At 61.3% G+C, this 19,259-nt stretch carries 16 protein-coding genes; 8 read left to right on the forward strand and 8 right to left on the reverse strand.

The window, feature by feature from the left end; translation table 11 throughout:
- Positions 1-90 precede the first annotated feature (90 nt).
- The 5 genes from KZJ38_RS23045 (at position 91) to KZJ38_RS23065 (ending at position 6,293) form a co-directional block, all read left to right on the forward strand.
- Positions 91-1,377, forward strand: a complete 1,287-nt coding sequence (locus tag KZJ38_RS23045) for an extracellular solute-binding protein (protein ID WP_219802014.1) — start codon at positions 91-93, stop codon at positions 1,375-1,377.
- Positions 1,378-1,487: 110 nt separating this feature from the next.
- A complete protein-coding gene (locus KZJ38_RS23050) occupies positions 1,488-2,411 on the forward strand; it encodes a carbohydrate ABC transporter permease (RefSeq protein WP_219802015.1) in 924 nt (307 codons plus the stop codon).
- A gap of 3 nt (positions 2,412-2,414) precedes the next feature.
- The gene (locus tag KZJ38_RS23055) at positions 2,415-3,239 is read left to right on the forward strand and encodes a carbohydrate ABC transporter permease (protein ID WP_219802016.1); all 825 of its coding nucleotides are present in this window, start codon (positions 2,415-2,417) and stop codon (positions 3,237-3,239) included.
- A 90-nt stretch (positions 3,240-3,329) separates the two neighbouring features.
- Positions 3,330-5,735, forward strand: coding sequence for a glycoside hydrolase family 3 N-terminal domain-containing protein (locus tag KZJ38_RS23060; RefSeq protein WP_219802017.1), 2,406 nt, complete (start codon positions 3,330-3,332; stop codon positions 5,733-5,735).
- A gap of 84 nt (positions 5,736-5,819) precedes the next feature.
- Positions 5,820-6,293 carry a RidA family protein gene (locus KZJ38_RS23065; RefSeq protein ID WP_219802018.1) on the forward strand — a complete coding sequence of 158 codons (474 nt, stop codon included), beginning with the start codon at positions 5,820-5,822 and terminating at the stop codon, positions 6,291-6,293.
- A gap of 23 nt (positions 6,294-6,316) precedes the next feature.
- Here KZJ38_RS23065 and KZJ38_RS23070 read toward each other — a convergent pair whose 3' ends face one another.
- The 4 genes from KZJ38_RS23070 to KZJ38_RS23085 form a co-directional block, all read right to left on the reverse strand.
- Positions 6,317-7,873 carry an efflux transporter outer membrane subunit gene (locus KZJ38_RS23070; protein WP_219802019.1) on the reverse strand — a complete coding sequence of 519 codons (1,557 nt, stop codon included), beginning with the start codon at positions 7,871-7,873 and terminating at the stop codon, positions 6,317-6,319.
- Complete coding sequence (locus KZJ38_RS23075; RefSeq protein ID WP_425518406.1) at positions 7,870-8,934, reverse strand: HlyD family secretion protein; 1,065 nt, start codon at positions 8,932-8,934, stop codon at positions 7,870-7,872. Before KZJ38_RS23075 ends, KZJ38_RS23070 begins: the two co-directional genes overlap by 4 nt.
- A 22-nt stretch (positions 8,935-8,956) precedes the next feature.
- The gene (locus tag KZJ38_RS23080; RefSeq protein ID WP_246642135.1) at positions 8,957-10,462 is read right to left on the reverse strand and encodes an MFS transporter; all 1,506 of its coding nucleotides are present in this window, start codon (positions 10,460-10,462) and stop codon (positions 8,957-8,959) included.
- Between the two features lie 303 nt (positions 10,463-10,765).
- Complete coding sequence (locus KZJ38_RS23085; protein WP_219802022.1) at positions 10,766-11,440, reverse strand: antibiotic biosynthesis monooxygenase family protein; 675 nt, start codon at positions 11,438-11,440, stop codon at positions 10,766-10,768.
- 304 nt (positions 11,441-11,744) lie between these two features.
- Between KZJ38_RS23085 and KZJ38_RS23090 the strand changes: the two genes are divergently transcribed.
- Positions 11,745-12,776, forward strand: a complete 1,032-nt coding sequence (locus KZJ38_RS23090; protein ID WP_219802023.1) for a LysR family transcriptional regulator — start codon at positions 11,745-11,747, stop codon at positions 12,774-12,776.
- Here KZJ38_RS23090 and mug read toward each other — a convergent pair.
- Both mug and KZJ38_RS23100 read right to left on the reverse strand, forming a co-directional pair.
- Positions 12,766-13,311 (reverse strand): G/U mismatch-specific DNA glycosylase, encoded by a 546-nt coding sequence (mug, locus tag KZJ38_RS23095; RefSeq protein WP_219802024.1) that lies wholly within the window; start codon positions 13,309-13,311, stop codon positions 12,766-12,768. The two genes, KZJ38_RS23090 and mug, sit on opposite strands and share 11 nt — an antisense overlap.
- Before the next feature lie 22 nt (positions 13,312-13,333).
- Positions 13,334-14,368: a GlxA family transcriptional regulator gene (locus KZJ38_RS23100; RefSeq protein WP_219802025.1), complete on the reverse strand. Its 1,035-nt coding sequence runs from the start codon at positions 14,366-14,368 to the stop codon at positions 13,334-13,336.
- A 557-nt stretch (positions 14,369-14,925) separates the two neighbouring features.
- Here KZJ38_RS23100 and ilvB point away from each other — a divergent pair.
- Both ilvB and KZJ38_RS23110 read left to right on the forward strand, forming a co-directional pair.
- The gene (gene ilvB / locus KZJ38_RS23105; protein ID WP_219802026.1) at positions 14,926-16,788 is read left to right on the forward strand and encodes a biosynthetic-type acetolactate synthase large subunit; all 1,863 of its coding nucleotides are present in this window, start codon (positions 14,926-14,928) and stop codon (positions 16,786-16,788) included.
- 14 nt (positions 16,789-16,802) lie between these two features.
- On the forward strand, positions 16,803-17,105 hold the full coding sequence (locus tag KZJ38_RS23110; RefSeq protein WP_219802027.1) for an ArsR/SmtB family transcription factor: 303 nt from the start codon (positions 16,803-16,805) through the stop codon (positions 17,103-17,105).
- Positions 17,106-17,126: 21 nt separating this feature from the next.
- Here the strand turns inward: KZJ38_RS23110 and KZJ38_RS23115 are convergent, their stop codons facing one another.
- A complete protein-coding gene (locus KZJ38_RS23115) occupies positions 17,127-17,951 on the reverse strand; it encodes an ABC transporter permease (protein ID WP_219802028.1) in 825 nt (274 codons plus the stop codon).
- A gap of 13 nt (positions 17,952-17,964) precedes the next feature.
- Positions 17,965-19,236 (reverse strand): ABC transporter permease, encoded by a 1,272-nt coding sequence (locus KZJ38_RS23120; RefSeq protein ID WP_219802029.1) that lies wholly within the window; start codon positions 19,234-19,236, stop codon positions 17,965-17,967.
- Positions 19,237-19,259: the final 23 nt, after the last annotated feature.

Consider the following 19,259-nt stretch of genomic DNA (forward strand, 5'->3'; position numbering starts at 1 on the left):
CATCTGGCAACGGCCTAATGACGTTACTACCATCGCTAAACGTTAAGGCTACCGTTAGTTGTCCCCTACTCTAACGATGGAGACTTCAAGATGACGTATGCGGCGGTATCGAAGGCGATCAGCCTCACTGCGCTTTGCTCGTTGCTGGCGATGGCCGCGGGCACCGCAGCCCACGCGCAGGACGCGAAAGTCATTACCGCGTGGGACCAGCAAACCAACGCGACATCGAGCAAGATCTTGCGCGACGCGTCCGATCGCTTCGAGCAGAAAACCCCCGGCTACAAGGTCGAGAATTCGCACGTCATCAACGACGCGTACAAGACCAAGCTCAAGGTTGCGTTCGGCGCAAACCAGCCGCCCTGCGTGTTCGAATCGTGGGGCGGCGGCCCGTTGCACGAATACGTGAAGGCCGGCCAGATTGTCGACCTGACGCCGTACCTGCAGAAAGACTCTGCCTATCGTGACCGCTTCCTGCCTTCGTCGTGGAAGGCCGTGACGTTCGACGGCAAGACTTACGGCGTCGCGGCAGAAAATGCGTCCGCCGCCGTGATCTTCTATAACAAGGACATCTTCCAGCAATATGGCCTGAAGCCGCCCGCCACGTGGCCCGATCTGATGCATGTCGTGCAGGTGCTGACATCGCACGGCATCGCGCCGTTCGCACTCGCGAACAAGAACAAGTGGACGGGTTCGATGTACTACATGTATCTCGTCGACCGCATTGGCGGCCCGGACGTCGTGCGCGCCGCGCTCGACGGCGCCGGCAAGGGCTTTGACGATCCGGCGTTTGTCGAAGCCGGCAAGTACATTCAGCAGCTCGTCAAGGCCGGCGCGTTCGCACAAGGCTATAACGGTCTCGACTACGACGTCGGTGCATCGCGCCGCCTGCTCTATTCGGGTCGCGCGGCAATGGAACTGATGGGCGGTTGGGAAGCCTCGACGATTCAAAGCGAGAATCCGGCGTTCTCGAAGAAGCTCGACTTCTTCCCATTCCCGAGCGTGCCGGGCGGCAAAGGCGATCCGCGCGATGTGATCGGTACGGTCGGCGACGGCTTTCTTAGCATTTCCACCGAATGCAAATATCCGGATGCCGCGTTCAAGCTGATCCAGTCGCTAACGGACGACACCGCCATGCGCGCACGCGTCGGCGACCGCAAAATTCCGCCGGTCAAAAACATCGCACTCGACGATCCATTCCTCAAGCGTCTGCAAAGTCTGATTGTCGATGCACCGAACGTGCAGCTCTGGTACGACCAGGCGTTGCCGCCGCACCTGGGCGAAGTTCATAAGGACACGACACAGGCGCTGTTCGGTCTGTCGGTTACGCCCGAGGCCGCCGCGCAGCAGATGGAAACCGCGGCCAAAGCGGGCGGTTAGCCACTGCGCCGCCAGCGACATCCGCAACGACACACGCCACCTGACCTCAACCGGATAGCCCGGCCGGCGCCGCCGTCATATGCACGCGGCGCCGGGCCGGCAGACCTGCCGTGAACATCGTGCTCCCCGCCGTATCCGAACGCCGACGCCGGCTGCGCTTTCCGTCGCAGGCGCTCGTCGTGGCCGCATTTCTCGCGCCGGCTGTGCTGCTGCTCGCGGTCTTCCTGCTCTATCCGCTCGTCTCGAGCTTGCGGCTTTCGCTGCTCGACTGGAATGGTCTTGGCAGCAACGCGCGCTTTGTCGGTCTGTCGAACTGGGTGCGTCTCGCGCACGACACCGTGTTCTGGCAGTCGCTGTTGAACAATGTGATTCTCGCGGTCACGTCGGTGGTCGTTGAATTGCCGATCGCGCTCGCGCTCGCCGTGCTGCTCGAAAAAGCCGGCCGCGGCTCGCGCGTGCTGAAGATTCTCTATTTTTTGCCGCTGCTGATGTCGAGCGTCGCCATCGGCGTGCTGTTCAAGAACGTCTACGATCCGAACTTCGGGCCGCTCAACACTGCATTGCATGCGCTCGGTCTCGACGCGCTGGCACAAGACTGGCTCGGCAATCCGCATCTGTCGCTGGCGTCGACGATTGCCGTCATCTGCTGGCAGAACGTTCCGTTCTACATGATCCTGTTTCTCGCGGGACTCTCCTCGATGCCGCAAGAGGTCAACGAGGCGGCGCGGCTCGACGGCGCATCCGAATGGGTCATTTTCTGGCGTATCAAGCTGCCGCATTTGCAAGGCACCGTGCGCACCGCGGTGCTGCTTGCCGTGCTCGGCTCGCTGCGTTACTTCGATCTGATCTATGTAATGACGGGCGGCGGGCCTGAAGGCTCGTCCGAGGTGATGGCCACCTACATGTATCGGACCGTGTTCAGCTCATTTCAGCTCGGCTACGGCAGCACGATCGGCTCGGCGATGTTCATCATCGTCTGCGCGGTCGCGGCCATCTCGCTGCGCTTTACCCGCCGCTATGCGACCGAGGTCTAGGCCATGATGAAGCTAAAACCGCGATTGGGTGTACTGCTTCTTGCGGTGATCTGGCTGATCGTTACGACGGCGCCGTTCCTTTTTGTCGTTGCGACGAGCCTTAAAACACAGGACGAAACGTATTCGTCGCCGGTCTGGGCATTGCCGCAGCACCTCTTTATCGGCAACTATGTCGCGGTGCTCGAAGGGCCTTACTTCACGTATTTTCGCAATAGCGTGTTTGTGGTGGGCGTTTCGGTACTGTTGATCGTTTTGGCAAGCGCGATGGCGGCCTATGCGTTCGCGCGCATGCGCTTCGCGCTGAACAAGACGCTCTTCGCCATTATCGTTGCGGGCATGATTGTGCCGCTGCACGCGACGCTTGTGCCGATCTATCTGCTCACGCGCAACCTCGGCATTTACGACACGCCGTTCGCCCTGCTCGGGCCTTATGTCGCTTTGAGCCTGCCGATCTCGATCTTTATTCTCACCGAGTTCATGCGCCAGATTCCGCGCGAACTTGAAGAGGCGGCGCAGCTCGACGGCTGCGGGCCGTTCGGCATTTTCTGGCGCATCTTCTTCCCGCTATCGACGCCGGGGCTCGCCACGGTGGCGATCTACAACGGCATCGGCCTGTGGAACGAGTTTATCTTCGCCTACATGCTGACGTCGACACCCGAACATCGCACGCTGCCGCTCGCGATATGGGATTTTCAAGGGCAATACTCGTCGAATGTGCCGGCAATGCTGGCGGTCGTCACGCTTACGTCGTTGCCGCTGATCGTTGCGTATGCGTTCGGTCAGGAACGCGTGATCAAAGGCATGATGGCCGGCTCGCTAAAGGGCTAAGGGGCTAAAGCGCTAAAAGGCCAAAGCGCTGCAGGGCAGGAACAAAAACCAAACGGTCACCACGATACCGAACCCGTCAGGAGTAAATGGATGGCGCTTCAGGACAACAGCGAGTTTCCGGTTTATCGCCGCGCGCATATGCCGACCGATGCGCGCGTCGCCGATCTGCTCGCTCGCATGACGATCGACGAAAAGATCGCGCAACTGCATGCGGTCTGGCTCAAGCTTTCCGCCGATGGTCAGCATGCATGGCGCACGGAAGATTTCGCGCAACGCGACACCGGCGTGCCGCTCGACACCTTGTTGCGCCATGGTCTGGGCCAGGTGACGCGCCCGCTCGGCACGCACACCGTCGATCCGCAGGAGGGCGTCAAGGCGCTCAATGCATTGCAGCGGCAGATGGTCGAGGAAACGCGCCTCGGCATTCCCGTGATGTCGCACGAGGAGTGTCTGGTCGGCCTGATGATCAAGGACGCCACGCTGTTTCCGTCGTCGCTCAACTACGCGGCGACGTGGAATCCGGCGTTGATCGGCCGCGTGGGCGAGATGATCGGCAAGCAGGCGCGCTCGATCGGCTGCCACCAGGGGCTGGCGCCCGTGCTCGACGTCTCGCGCGATCCGCGCTGGGGCCGCACCGAAGAAACGTTCGGCGAAGATCCGTACCTCGTCGGCGTGATGGCGTGCAGTTACGTCAAGGGCTTGCAAGGCGAGCGCCGCGACGTGCTCGCGACGCTCAAGCACTTTGTCGCGCATTCGGCAAGCGAAGGCGCGCGTAATCACGCACCGGTCCACGTCGGGCCACGCGAACTCAACGACATCTACATGCTGCCGTTCGAGATGGCCGTCAAGCTCGCGCATGCCGGCTCCGTGATGCCGGCCTATCACGACATCGACGGCGTGCCGTGCCATACGAACCGCGATTTGCTGCACCACGTGCTGCGCGAAAAGTGGGGCTTCGACGGACTGATCGTTGCCGACTACGTCGCCGTGAATCTGCTGTACACGCACCACGGCGTCGCGCGCGACGCGGCCGACGCCGCGGCGCAATCGTTCAATGCCGGCCTCGATATCGAACTGCCGGGCCACGAATGCGCGCTGCACCTGAAGGAAGCACTCGCGCGCGGCGACATTAGCGAAGCGACGATCGATGCGGCCGTGACGCGCGTGTTGCGCGCGAAATTCGATATTGGCCTCTTCGAACATCCGTATGTCGACCCCGACCGCGTGGACTTGCGTAGCCACGCTGCACTCGATCTCGCGCACGAGGTCGCGCGCGAGTCGGCCGTACTGCTGCGCAATGACGGCGTGCTACCGCTCGCAGGCGACCGCCAGCAGAAGATCGCGGTGATTGGGCCGACCGCGGACGATCCGCTCGCTTTGCTAGCGGGCTACAGCTTCCCCGTGCATCTGATCGTCAGCGGCGAACAGTCGGCTTCGTCGATCACAACGCCGTTGCAGGCGTTGCGCCACCTGCTAGGCGAAACCAGTGTGGTGTACGAAAAGGGCTGCGCGATCATCGAAGAGCGGCGTGCCGGCGCGCCCGTGTTTCCCGGCGACGTTGCGCTCGACACGCGCGATCTGAATGCGCGCGACGAACTGATCAGCACGGACACGTTTCGTATCGCCAACGCGGCGCAGGCCGCGCGCGAAGCCGATGTCGCGATCGTCTTTGTCGGCGACCTATCAGGCCTTTTCCAGTCGGGCACGGTCGGAGAAGGTTCGGATACCGATACGCTCGCCTTGCCGGGCGTGCAGCAGGCATTGATCGATGCCGTGGTCGCTACGGGAACGCCGACCGTCGTCGTGATGACGGGTGGCCGGCCCTATAACCTCGGCGGTCAGGAAGATCGTGTTGCCGCGCAAATCATGGCCTTTGCGCCGGGCGAAAAAGGCGGCGAGGCGCTTGCCGAACTGCTGACAGGGCGCGCAAGCTTTAGCGGGCGTTTGCCGTTGTCGGTGCCAACCAGCGCGGGGGCGGTGCCCTACGTCTATAACCACCGGTTGAAAAGCGCGGGCACGCCTGTTGCCCGGCACTTCGGCTCGCGCTATCCGTTCGGCTTTGGACTCACCTATACGCGCTTTGCGTATAGCGACCTCAATCTGATCGCATCGGAAGTGCCGATCGCGGATGGCACATTTGAATTCAGCTTTGGCGTCGAAAACGTCGGTACGCGAAGCGGCGACGAAGTGGTGCAGGTCTATGTGCGCGACCGTCTCGCTTCGACATCGCGGCCGGTCAAGGAATTGAAGGCACTCGCGCGCGTCACGATCGAGCCGCATGCAAAGGTGCATTTACGCGTGCGCCTGCCCGTCGATATGCTGAACTTCACGGATGCGCGCGGGGAGCGCATCGTCGAGCCGGGCGAGTTCGATCTGATGATCGGCAGTTCGAGCCGCGATATCCATCTGAATGCCACACTCGTTGTTAAAGGAACGGCAACGCGAACGCTCGAACGCGATTGGAGGATGGTCAGCGACGTTCGGGTAACGGGATAGTCCACGCTCGGCGGGGCACGACACATTGCATTCAAAGCAATGCACTAGAATCCCCCGATAGACCCGAAACTTACCGCCGCCATCATGACCAGAGACGAACGCTTTGAAAAGCTTGCCGCCGAAGTGGGATTTCCGCTGAATGAGGAAATCAAGGTAGGTGGAAAGTACACGCCGGTGCTGATCGATGCGGGCATCGCTTACATTGCCGGCCAAATCCCGAGGGTCGGCGACGAGGTTCGTTTCGTCGGTGTGGCTGGAGGGTCGATCTCTCTCGACGATGCAAAGCGCGCCGCGGGAATTTCGGCAATACGCGCACTCGCGCTGCTTAAAAACGTTTGCGGCACCCTCGACGCGATCGTTTCGGTCCCGCGCATCAATGTGTTCGTGCGTAGCGCGCCCGACTTCACGAAGCAAAGCGAAGTCGCCGATGGCGCATCCGACGTGCTGTCGACGGTCCTTGAAGACGCAGGCGTACACACGCGCACGTCTGTCGGTGCAATTCAGTTGCCCAAGGGCGCAGTGGTTGAAGTGGACTTCTGCTTCAGAGTCACCAGGTAAATCCCCGCGCGCCGGCAAGATCTTTACTGGCGCGGCGTGGCAGCACTAACCGCCCCCTGCTGCGCATACGTCGACTCCCACCCGCCACCCAGCACCTTGCAAAGCGTAATCAGATTGACGTCGGCATCGGCGTCGCTTTGCTCGAGATCGCTTTGCGCCTTAAGCAGCTGCCGCTGCACATTCAGCACATTCAGATAATCGACCGCGCCCTGTTTATATCGCTGCTGCGCCACCGACAACGCACGCTCGTTCAGGCGCACCACCGCTTTGAGGCGCTCGCGCCGACGCTGTTCGGCGTCGTAGGTGATGAGTGCATCGTCCACTTCGCGCCAGGCCTGAAGCACCGTACGTTTGTACACGATCGCCGCTTCCTGCTGCTGCGCCTCACGCAATTCCAGCGTTCCCTTGAGGCGCCCGCCTTCGAATATCGGCAGCGTGATCGACGGGCCGACGACGAACTGCCCCGACGCCCAATCGGCAAGACTCGACAGCTGAAGACTTTGAAAGCCTGCACTGCCGTTCAATGAGATTCGCGGATAGAAGTCGGCTTTCGCCATGCCGATCGTGGCCGTGGCCGCATGCAACTGCGCATCCGCCCTTCTGATGTCGGGCCGGCGTTGCGCGAGTTCCGATGGGAAGCCAATCGGCACCTGTTGAGGAAGCCCCGGCACATCGCGCGGCTCGGCAAGACGCGCCTTGAGCGCGCCGGGTTCCTTCGCGAGCAGCACGCCGATCGCATTGATCGTGGTTTCGGTGCGCGCTTCGAGTGTCGGAATCAGACTCTCGATCGACTCCACTTGTGCCGATGCATTGGCGACATCGAGATCGGTCGTCACGCCATCGCGCTTGCGTATTTCCGTGAGCTTCGTCGCATTGCGCGCAATCTCGAGATTCTGCTTTGCTATCTGGAGCAGCGCCTGCGTGTCGCGCAGCTCGATATAGTCTCGCGCGAGTTCGGCGCGTACGGATAACAGCACCGCATTGCGATCTTCATAGGACGAAGCGCTTAGCGCCGTCGCCGCCTCGACACCGCGCCGCGCGCCGCCCCAGATATCGAGTTCCCACGATGCATCGAAGCCGAACTGATACAGGTTATACGCCGGTGAACCCGATGAACCCGGCAACGGCGCCACGCCAAGCGGCGCACTGCCCGATGCCGATTGCGGCTGACTTTGCGCCGGACTCACGCCAAGCAACGACAGAATACCGTTCGGACTGCCGCGTTCGCGGTTATACGACGCGGCGCCGTCTAGTGTCGGATATTCCGCCGCGCCGGCGATGCGCTGCCCGGCCCGGCTTTCGCGCAAGCGCGCCGAGGCCGCGGCTACGTCGAGATTCGCGTCGGTCAGCTCCTGCTGCAAAGCGTTCAGCATTGGGTCGTTGAAAAGCGTCCACCAATCCGGGTTGAATTCGGCTTCGACGGCTTTGCTCGACGCTTGTGCGGTTTGCGTGCGGTCAAACACATCCGGCGTGTGGGTCTGTGGATGTTCGAAGTTTGGGCCGACGAGGCACCCCGACAGCACGGAGCACAGCAATACCGCGAGCGCCGGCGTGCGGATGGAAAATTCGCTCGCGTTCATTTTTTGCCCGCTCCTTCGATCGGCTTGTCGCCCCGGTTTGCAACGGTCACTTCCGTTTCGACAGAAAGCCCGACGCTCAATTCGGCTGCCGCGTCCTGCCCCCGATCGATGGTGATTTTCACGGGTACGCGCTGAACGACTTTCGTGAAGTTACCGGTTGCGTTGTCGGGCGCGATAGGCGCAAAGCTCAGGCCCGTGGCAGGCGCAAGGCTATCGATATGCCCTTGAATCAGGACGCCCGGCATGCTGTCGACCTTGATACGCACGCTCTCTCCGGGCCGCATGCGCGTCAGCTGGTTCTCCTGAAAGTTCGCGACGATATACGCATCCGAAAGCGGCACGATCGCAAGCAGCGGTGCGCCGGTCGTCACAAACGCGCCGACGCGCACCGAGCGCCGCCCGACCTTGCCATCGACCGGCGCATGAATTTCCGTGTACGAAAGATTGAGCCTTGCCTGTTCGAGCACCGCTTGAGCATGAGCCAAAGCGCCAGCGGCCTTGTCGCGCTGCGTGCGCAGCACATCGAGGTTTTGCTGGGTCGCGAGCAATGCGGCCTCATCGTGCGACTGCCGCGCGAGCAGTTCAGCAAGCGTGCTCGACGCGTGCTGCTGTTCCTGCGTCGTACCCGCGCCCGATTGCGACAGATCCTGGTAGCGCGCCGCGTTGGCTCGCGCAAACTGAATCGAAGCATCGTCGGCGCGAAGCGTCGCGCGCGCCTGATCGACGAGCGACGGCTGCCGTGCAATTTCGGCGTCGAAGTTCGCGACCGCGGCTTTTGCCGCCGCTACGTCGGCCTCGGCGCTCATCAGCGCGGCGTGAAAGTCGCGGTCGTCGATACGCACCAGTAATTGTCCTGCCTTCACACGCTGATTGTCTTCCACCAGCACTTCGGAAATCTGCCCGGCGATACGTGGAGCCACAAGCGTGAAATCGGCCGTCACGTACGCATCGTTGGTCGATTCCGTGCTCGAATCCGCAAGAAGCGTCGTGCAACCCCATGCCGCGACGCCGAGCGCAATCACGCATACGGCAACGCGAATCGTTTTTTGAGGAAAGTTCATGGCAATTGACATAGATCGACGCTCAGCGGGAAGAAGGCTGCGTAGTGCTCCATGGCGGATAGATACGCACAGGTAAAACCGGGACCAGCACGAGAAGAAAAAGCGCGATACCTGCCATCACGCGATAGAGGTCGGCCGAAGTCAGCACCACGGCCTGTTCGTGAATCCGATGGGCAAGTTCGCCGAGACCATGCACGGCGTCGACGCTCTGGCTCGTTACGAGCATGTTGTTGCCGGCGTGGTCGACGAGCATGGTCGAATGAAAATGCTCGCGCGCCGTGCCGAGACCTTCAATCAGACCTGTGGCGACTGCCGCGGAGAACGTCTTTAGCGAGTTGAACATCGCCGAGGCAAACGGTCCTTCGGTCGGCGGCAAACCGGTCGTGACGCCCATCAGAATGCACATGATCACCATCGGTTGCGCGGCAATCTGCAACGACTGCAGCCAGTAGAAGTTTTCGCGCACCCAATCGGACGTGACGAAGCTACCCATAAAACACGTAGTTGCCATCAGCGACAGGCCGATCGCCATGACCCAACGGAAATCGACGCGACGAAGGTTCAGCAAGGCTGCCGTCAAGGGAAGCGCAAGCAGCAGCGGGATGGCCACCAGCAACGCCAATGGCGTCGTTTGCAGCGGCCTGTAACCGTGAACTTTCGCGAGATACTGGGCCGGTATCACGGCGACGCCGGTCAGCAGCACGACCGCCCCGAACAGCGTCGTCAGCCCATGCGTGAAGTTCCTGCGCGAAAGCAGCTGGAGCCTGAAAAACGGCAGCGGGTGATACCACTCGTTGATCAGGAACGCGACGAGCAGGAGCATGCCCCCGCCGAGCATCACGCAGATAAAGTCCGAGTTCAGCCAGTCGAGACGATCGCCCTGCAGAAGGCCGACAACGAGCATCGCGATAGCCGGAAATCCGGTCAGGAACCCGCTCCAGTTGAATGAGCGGAATCGTTCGATCTTCAAAGGATCTTCCGGAAGCCCGATGTGGATCGCGAAGCAGCACACAACGCCTAATGGCACGACTTGCCAGAACGCCATGCGCCAGCTCACGTACTCGGTCCATAAAGCCGTGAGCGGCGTGCCAAGCGCAGGTCCGAAGGTTGCCGTGAGCGCATAGCCGGCAAGGCCGTAGAGCTTGATCTTCGGCGGGAGATACCGAAGCGCGACGATGATCAGCATCGGTGGAAGGCATCCGCCGGAAATGCCTTGCAATACGCGCAACACGTAGAGCGCCGGCAGATTCGGTGCAAACGGGCACAGCACGCCAAACAGCATCGTCGCCAGCATGGCGCCGATCGCGAATCGCTTTAGCGTGAACGTCACGCCGAACCACGGCGCGAACACCATCGCGGACACATTGGCGGCTTCGAACAGCACGGTGAGCCAACTGCCGTCGTCGTGCCCGATCGAGAGTGCGCCACGAATGTCCGTCATCGCTTGCGCCGTGACCTGCTGGTTCAAGATCGCCGATAGCGACGCCAGCAGCATTCCGATTAGCCCTGTGGCCAGCCGCAGCGTCATCTGCGGCTGTGCGGCCTTCGGCTGAGCAGGAGGTTCCGCAGCCTGTGCAGCAGCCGACGACGACGATTGCGCATTCGTCTCGTCGTCCGTTCCAGTTTTCCAAGGGTTGACGGTGGTGTTCATAAGCGTCGCCGCCGCAGTGATGAGCCGCAGAATTCTAAAAGAGGATCCCGAAACGATTGAAGCTGTCACAGGCCCGATTTCAGGCCGTTTTGTGTATCAATCTGGCCAATGCCTTCGTCAGGCCCATGACAGCTGACCGGTCAGGCAACGCTCGCCCGACGGTATAGCGAAGAGGCTGCGTTATGCCTTGCGTTGCTTCTCGTCGAAGTATTGCGGCGCCTCGCGGCGATCGAACATTCCATACTCGCGCACGATACGAACATGGCGCAGACGCACGCCGTCGGGCAGCGTCGCGTTGCGTGCAAACGCTTCAGCGGCCGCCTGATCTTTCCACGTCACCACCGCGATGACATCGCCCGGCGTCAACAGCGCATCGAACGCGTCCCATCCGACGAGGCCCGCTGCGTGCGGATCGAGCCCCAGCGATTGCGCCACCGCATCCGCGCCAGCCTGTTTGACCCATTCCGGCGCGCGCTTCGCGTCGAGCAGCATGACCGCTGTGCCGGCTCCGGTTTCTGTCACATCGAGACGTTGCTCCTGCAACGTGTGGCCTTCGGGAATCTGAGTGTCCGAAACGACCTGGCCGATGCGCAGCCGATAGTCGGCGAAGACGCGGTCGCGCGCCGCCTCCTGAACCTTGTGGTGTTTCGTCGAGACACGCCAGCGCACTAGCGATTTCTCGTCGCGCCAGCTCGACAGCGAGAGCAGCCATGCTTCCCGCGTCAGACTCGCATAGCGCGTGTTGTCGATAAAGCCCTCGGTCGCTTCGAGTTCTGGCCGAAGCATCTTCGCCATGCCGAGATAGGCATCGAACTGTTCGGCATAGGGATTCACTTCTAGCATTGCAGCAAACATGGAACAGACTCCTTCGTCTGGTTAGGGATGCTGATATCGCAATATCGCATCGCATCGTGGGTTAATTGATTGTCGGGTATGGTCGGCGTTTCTTAAAGCCGAAGGAGTCTGGCTATCGGGCCAATCAATGCGGGAAATTTGCCATCACAAGTCATCGCTACCTCGATGAGGCCGCGCTTTAAATCGATTTCCGGTTGGCCATTTTTATTCGTTCTTTGGCCAATCGAACGGACGCGGCCCCGGCGTGCATGACAGAACGCCTACAATCGGTAGCGGTAAATGCACGCGAAGGTTGGGTAGCGGGATGGACAGATTACGCGAGATGGAGGTGTTCGTTGCCATCATCGATCGAAGCAGTTTCACCGGTGCATCGGAGAAACTCGGCATGTCGGCCCCTGCGGTTTCTCGCGCGCTGACTTCACTTGAAGCGCGCCTCGGCACGCAACTGCTGACGCGAACCACGCGCTCGATCCGGCCGACGGAAGCGGGCATGGCGTACCTCGAGATGTGCCGCCGCGTGCTCGATACGATCACTGACGCGGAAGCGAATATCTCAGTCGATCAGAACAACCCGGTCGGCACGCTCACCATTTCGGCTCCGGTGCTATTCGGTCAGCGGTTTATCGCTCCGCTCGTCAATGCCTATGCGCGGCGCTACCCGGACGTCCATATCAATGCGGTGTACGACGACCGCACCACACGGCTGCTCGAGGACGGCGTGGACATCGCGATCCGCATCGGCCATCTGGGAGACTCGTCGATATACGCCGTGCCGCTGGGCTTTGTCCGGCGCCGGACCTACGCCTCCCCCATCTATCTCGCCGAACATGGCGAACCGTCTCACCCGAGAGAGCTTACCGATCACCGGTGTGTGTCGTTTACAGGGGTTACGCATCCATTCGAATGGCTGTTCTATGAGAAAGGATTGCGGCTGCCGGTCCGGCTTCAGCCGAAGATGATCGTCAATCTCGCGCCGGTCGCGGTAGCGGCTGCCGTCGATGGCGCGGGCATCACGCAGCTGTTTTCGTACCAGGCAGCGCCCGAGGTGCTGGACGGAAATCTGCAGCCTGTTCTCACTGCCTTTGAGCCGGAATCGACGCCGGTGAATTTGCTGCATGTCGAGCGGCGCGGCGCCAGCGGCAAGGTTCGAACCTTCGTCGAGTTCGTGACCGAGACGTTGCGCAGAAATGTGCATCTTCAGCAAGCGGGCCTTACGATGAACATCGATGGTATCGAAGGTGCTGCTATTGATGGTGCCGCCGCTGCAACGCCGATCACAACCCGGCGCAAAGCCGCGAAGCGTGCAAAAAAAGAGGACCGCGTCGCTACGCAATAGCAGGACGCGTGGACGCAGCCACGAGTTGAAGTTCGCGATAAGCACCAACTAGTGCATCGAGGCTGAATGAGCGGTTCAGACCGCTAGGATTCGGCAACACCCACGCGCGCGCACCGCCGAATGGAGCGGATTGCAATCCCCATTGGATATCGCGCGTGCCCGACATCGCAGCCAGCGCCATTTTTCCGAGGAACGCGATGTACTTCGGCGCATAGCGTTCGATCTTCTGTTCGAAGTCGATGGCTGCTGCTTTAAGCTCGATACGCGATAGATCGTTGGCGCGTGCCGTTGCGCGCGAAACTGCGGTGGTCAGCCCATATCCGTATTGCAGCAATGCGTGGTCATCCTCAGGACCAAACTGCTCGGGCGTAAAGCCAGCCAGATGCATGACGCCCCAGAAGCGGTTGCCGTGGCCCGCGAAGTGGCGGCCCGTCGACGCCGCCAGCAAGCCGGGATTGATGCCGCAAAACACCACCGCCAAACCGGGCGCAAGAATATCCGGAAGACTTTGCAAAGCAACAGACGAGGAAGACATCGACCTTGGGTTCTCTCTTAACTTAAGCCATTTCTTCTTCGAGATCGTTCGACTCGACCCGCTCGTCGACGCTGTTGCTAACCCACGCCTGCCTATCCGGCGCATCGCCGCGGAACCGTTGTCGATACTGCTTGGGCGTTACGTCAAGCCGCCGCATGAAGGTCGTACGCATATGCGTCGCACTATGAAAGCCGCATTTGAACGCGACTGTCTTGAGCGGCGCATCAGTTTCTTCGAGCATCTTTCTCGCCGAGTCCACGCGAACCTGTTCGACAAACGCGGACGGCGTCACCTTCGCGTATTTCGCAAACAGCCGCGAGAACGTGCGCCGGCTCACCGACACAGCCTTCGCCAGTTGTTCGATCGATAGCGCATCGGCCAGATGCTCGGTCACATACCGGTGCACCTTGCTGATGATCGGATCTTCGCCCTTACGCATACCAATGTAAGGACTGTACTGGGACTGCCCGCCTTCTCTCTGGATATAGACGACAAGGCGTTTCGCCACGCGCACGGCGATCTCGTGGCCGTGGTCTTCTGCCACGAGCGCAAGGCACAGATCGATGCCGGCCGTCACGCCGGCCGACGTGAAGAGGCGGCCGTCGCGCGTAAAAATCCGGTCGGGCTGCACATGTGCATGCGGAAAGTCGTCGGCGAGGCGCGCCGCTTCGGCCCAGTGCGTAGTCGCCTGCTTGCCGTCCAGCAGGCCGGCGTGCCCCAGCACGAATGCGCCGTTGCAGACGGAGCCAAAACGCGTGGCACCAAATGTCTGACTTTGCAGCCATTTCAGCATGTCGGCTCGCGGCCGGTAATCGGGCAGCTTCGGACCACCCGCGACAATGAGCAAATCCGCCTGTACGTCGAAATCCGCGTAGCCGAAGGGAACCGACAGTTGCATGCCGTTCGAGCACGTGACATAGCCGGCCTGCGCGCCAACGAGCGCGACCTGATATTTCCGGTGGTCGGGAAGATGCGTATTTGCTTCTGCAAACACGTCCATGGGGCCTGCGACGTCTAGCGCCTGCACACCATCGAACACAACAATGGCGACTTTCATAATCTGGACCTTCGTCGAATACAGCGAACTCTCGTGGCTACCGCGGCGCTTCGCGCTATCGAGCGTATTCCGCGCGTATTTCGCGCGTCTTTCGATATATCGCGATATGCCGCGTAACGAGCGATGGCCCAGATTACCGCAACGTCCGCATAACAAGGACACCCTTTCCGTTAACTTACTCTTGCGCCCGTGTAATAAGTGGGCCATCGCGCGCGATGCTGCGGCGCAACGTAAGCCGCAAACGCGTGCCACAGGCCCTCGTGTCCTGGATGCCACTCATTTTGGCCAGCGAATCGCTCAATAGGACGACCCTACAGTTTCGATCGTTGGCAAAATCGGCTGTACCAACCCCTCGCAATTCTTCCAGAAGCGCATCGAAAAGATGTTAGGTGGACTGGCTATGCGGAGAACCCGCCGAAGCAATCGTCCATAAGCTGGTGCCGAACATACGCTGTTCTCGAGTTGAAAGGGATATCGACGTTTGATCCCGGCGCCTGCACAACCGGCGCCCTATTTCGCGCGAGTTTCCCGTGCGAGCTTCAGTCTGAGAACCAGCTGTGACCCAAAACCCCAACATTGCTTCACATGCCTTGCCGACCTCGCCGGATACCGGCAATTCGATGTCGGGCGCCGACATCATCCTGCGCGTGCTCAGCGAACAGGGCGTCGACACCGTATTCGGCTACAGCGGCGGCGCGATCCTGCCAACCTACGACGCCGTGTTTCGCTTCAACGAAATGCAAAGCCCCGAGCGCCAGATCAAGCTCGTCGTGCCGGCCAACGAACAGGCTGCGGGCTTTATGGCAGCCGGTTATGCGCGCGCCAGCGGAAAAGTCGGCGTGTTTATGGTCACCTCCGGTCCCGGTGCGACGAATGCGCTGACGCCGATCGCGGATTGCAACGGCGATTCGGTCCCAGTCGTGCTGATTTGCGGACAGGTGCCGCGCGCCGCGATCGGCTCCGATGCATTCCAGGAAGCACCCGTCTTCAACATCATGTCGGCGTGCGCGAAACAGGTCTTTCTCGTCACGGACCCGGCGAAACTCGAAGAAACGCTGCGAACTGCATTCGAAATCGCGCGCACCGGCCGACCAGGCCCGGTTGTCGTCGACGTGCCGAAAGATATCCAGAACTGGCAAGGATCTTACAAAGGCCATGGGACATTGCATTTCCGCGGCTACTCTGACCGTCTTCGCATGGTGGCCAAGGGCTCGCGGCTCAAAGCCGGCAAACGCGCGGAGTTCTTCGAGCTTCTCGCACAAAGCAAACGGCCGCTGCTGTATGTGGGCGGCGGTGTGATTACAGCCGGCGCCGCAGCCGAGTTGCGCCAGTTTGCCGAGCGCTACCGGATTCCCGTCGTCACGACGCTGATGGCGCTTGGCGCATTGCCCACGAAACATCCATTGCGCCTCGGCATGCTCGGCATGCACGGCGCCGCGTGCGCGAACTATGCCGTTGAAGACTGCGACTTCCTGATCGCGGTCGGCGCGCGATTCGACGACCGCGTTGCCGGTGGCCGTCCGCACGCTTTCGCACCGCGCGCGCGGCATATCGCGCATATCGATATCGACGCGGCGGAGATCAACAAGGTCAAACGCGCGGACTGGGTGCATGTCGGCGATGCGAAGGATACCTTGCTGTCTCTGATGGAAGAAAGCCCTGATGTCCAGTCGCCCGCGGACTGGCTGGAGCATATCGCGGAGCTGAAGCTCAAGTACGGCATGAACTACGACCGCAACAGCCCGCTCATTCAACCGCACTTCGTCGTCGAGCTGCTTGGCGAAATGACCGGCGGCCATGCGATCGTCACTACGGGTGTCGGTCAGCATCAGATGTGGGCCGCGCAGTTTTTCGACTTCGTCGAGCCGCGCAGCTTCCTGACCTCCGGCAGCATGGGGACGATGGGCTTTGGGCTGCCGGCCGCGATCGGCGCACAGTTCGCGCGGCCGGACGCGCTGGTGATCGATATCGACGGCGACGGCAGCATCCGCATGAATGCCGGCGACCTCGAAACAGCGACGACGTACGGCACGCCCGTCAAAGTGCTACTGCTTAACAATCTCGGCGACGGGATGATCCGGCAATGGCAGCGTCTCTTTTATGAAGGGCGCTTTTGCGTCAGCGACAAAGCGCTGCATAGCAAAGACTTCGTTATGTCGGCGAAGGCGGATGGCTTCGATTTCGCGCGCCGCGTCGAAACGATAGGCGAACTCGAGGCGACCCTCAGGGCTTTTATCGAATTCGATGGGCCCGCGTTCCTTGAAGTGATGATCGATCAGAACGCCGATGTATTTCCGATGGTCGGGCCGGGCCAGAGCTACGCGGAAATGGTGACGGGACCGTTCATTCCGTCGCGGCCGCGGGTAGAAGCTGCGCCGCGCGATGGCGAGCGTAAGCAGACCGCTTCGGATATGTTCTAACCCTCGGGTGCTCCATGATCGACGTAGACAGAATCCATAAGGTATTGGCGCATCCGCTGCGGCGGGAGATCCTGAGGTGGCTGAAGAGCCCAGGGCTCCATTTTCCGGAAAACCGCTCTCATCATCCGGATAGCGTATCGATTGGTTCGATTCACGCGCGCACGAAGCTGTCGCAGTCGACGGTTTCCGCGCATCTCGCCGTGCTCACGCAAGCCGGGCTGCTGAAAATGCAACGCGTCGGACAATGGGTATATGTGTCCCGCGACGAGGATACGATCCGGCTATTCGTCGCGCACCTTGCGGAAGATCTCGAATAGCGCATGCATGTGCGGCGTGCGCTAGTCCGACGACGACGCCGCAGCCGCCCTGCCGCGCAGCCAGTTCATCGCGGTAAACAGCAGCGTCGCGAAGACGATCAGCACCGTCGCCACCGCAAGAATCGACGGGTTGATCTGATCGCGAATGCCGCTCCACATCTGCCGCGGCACCGTGCGCTGGTCCGGTCCGCCGATAAACAGAATGACGATCACTTCGTCAAACGAAGTGGCAAACGCGAACACACTGCCGGTCGCAACAGCAGGCGCGATCAGCGGTAGCGTGATGCGGCGGAAGGTCGTCCACGGCCGTGCGCCGAGTCCGGACGCCGCGCGCAGCAGGCTCTGATCGAACGACAGCAGCGAGGCCGTCACCGTGATGACGACAAACGGCGTGCCGAGCGCGGCATGCGCGAGAATCACGCCCGCATACGAATTCACGAGCCCGAGCGGCGCGAAGATCAGATAAAAGCCGGCCGCGACCACGACGATCGGAATGATCATCGGCGAAATCAGCAGCGGCATGATGATCGCGCGAAACGGGAACACCGAGCGGCTCAGGCCGAGCGCCGCGAGCGTGCCGAGGCAAGTTGCGATCAGCGTCGCGACTACCCCGATGCCGATGCTATTTGCAAATGCCAGTTGCCAGTCGCTCGAGCCGAATGCCTGCGCGTACCAGCGCAGCGAGAAGCCTTCCATCGGGTATGAAAAGAACGAGCCCGAGTTGAACGACAGCGGCACGATCGCGAGAATCGGCGCGACGAGGAACAGGAAGATCACTGCGCAATGCACGCGCAGCCATCCGCTTGCAATCCGCTCCGACAGCATCCGGTTACCGTGGGCTTGCATGCAGTCCTCCGCGCTAGCCGAATCGCAGCCGGTCGATGCCGACCAGCCGGTTGAACACAAAATAGAATACGGCCGTGAAAATCACGAGATAGCACGACAGCGCACCCGCCAGTCCCCAGTTCAATCGCTCGTTCGTCTGCATCGCAATCAGCTGGCTGATCATTTCGTCGCCGGCGCCACCGAGCAGCGCGGGCGTGATGTAGTAGCCGAGCGCGAGCACGAAGACGAGAAAAAAGCCCGCGCCGACGCCGGGCAGCGTCTGCGGAATATAGACGCGCACGAAGGCCACGGCCGGATGCGCGCCGAGCGACTGCGCGGCCCGCACATAAACCGGCGACACTCCCTTCATCACCGAATAGATGGCGAGAATCATGTAAGGCAGCAGGATGTGCGTCATGCCGATCAGCACGCCGGTGCGGTTGAAGATCAGCGGCAGTGGATGATGGACGATGCCGAAACGCATCAGCGCGGCATTGATCACGCCGCTGGGTTGCAGCAGCACATACCATGCGGTTGTGCGTACGAGCAGCGATGTCCAGAACGGCACGATCACGAACAGCATGAGCCGGTTGCTTTGCTTCGGCGGAAGCGTCGCGAGCAGATACGCGACCGGATAACCGAGCAGCAGACACAGCAGCGTCACCGTCGCGCTGATCTGCACCGTGCGCAAAAAAGCGGCGCGATAGACGGCGCTATCGGCCGGCACCGGGCTGACCGATCCATCGGGCGCGACCTGCGCGTCGACGGCATTGAGCAAATAGTCGGGGGTCGGCGATGCAGCGGCGCGTTTCAATAGCCGCCAGGTTTCGTTTTGGCCCCACCGAGAATCGATATCGATTAAAGCAGGCTTCCATGCGGCAGGGGTTTGCGAGCGCGTCTCGCGCGCGGTCTTCATCAGCAGGCTGCGGAATTCCGGCTGGTAGAAATTCATCCGGCGCGCGACATTGCCGAGGTCGCCGGTTTCGGCAGCCTGTTTGAGCCCAAGCGCCAACGCGGCGAACGCCGCTTCGCCGGGTACGCCATTGCCGTCCCACGCGTGCAGCGCCGCCGTCAGTTGCGGCATGCTGTCGCGCACTTCGGGGTTTTGCACGCTGCGCGCCAGCAGACTCGCGATCGGCGCGACGAAGGTTGCGAGCAGGAACACGAGCAGCGGCAGCGCAAGCAGCAATGCCTGCACTGCCGCTTTGCGGCGCGCGCGGCGCCACGCGGGACGGTTGCCGCTGCTGCCGCTGCCGGGGCGTGCGCCGGCGTCGATCGATGCCGGCGGATGCAGTGTCGTGTTCATTGTCGCGCTCTGCTTTATTGCCT

The organism is Paraburkholderia edwinii (assembly GCF_019428685.1).
Classification (GTDB): domain Bacteria; phylum Pseudomonadota; class Gammaproteobacteria; order Burkholderiales; family Burkholderiaceae; genus Paraburkholderia; species Paraburkholderia edwinii.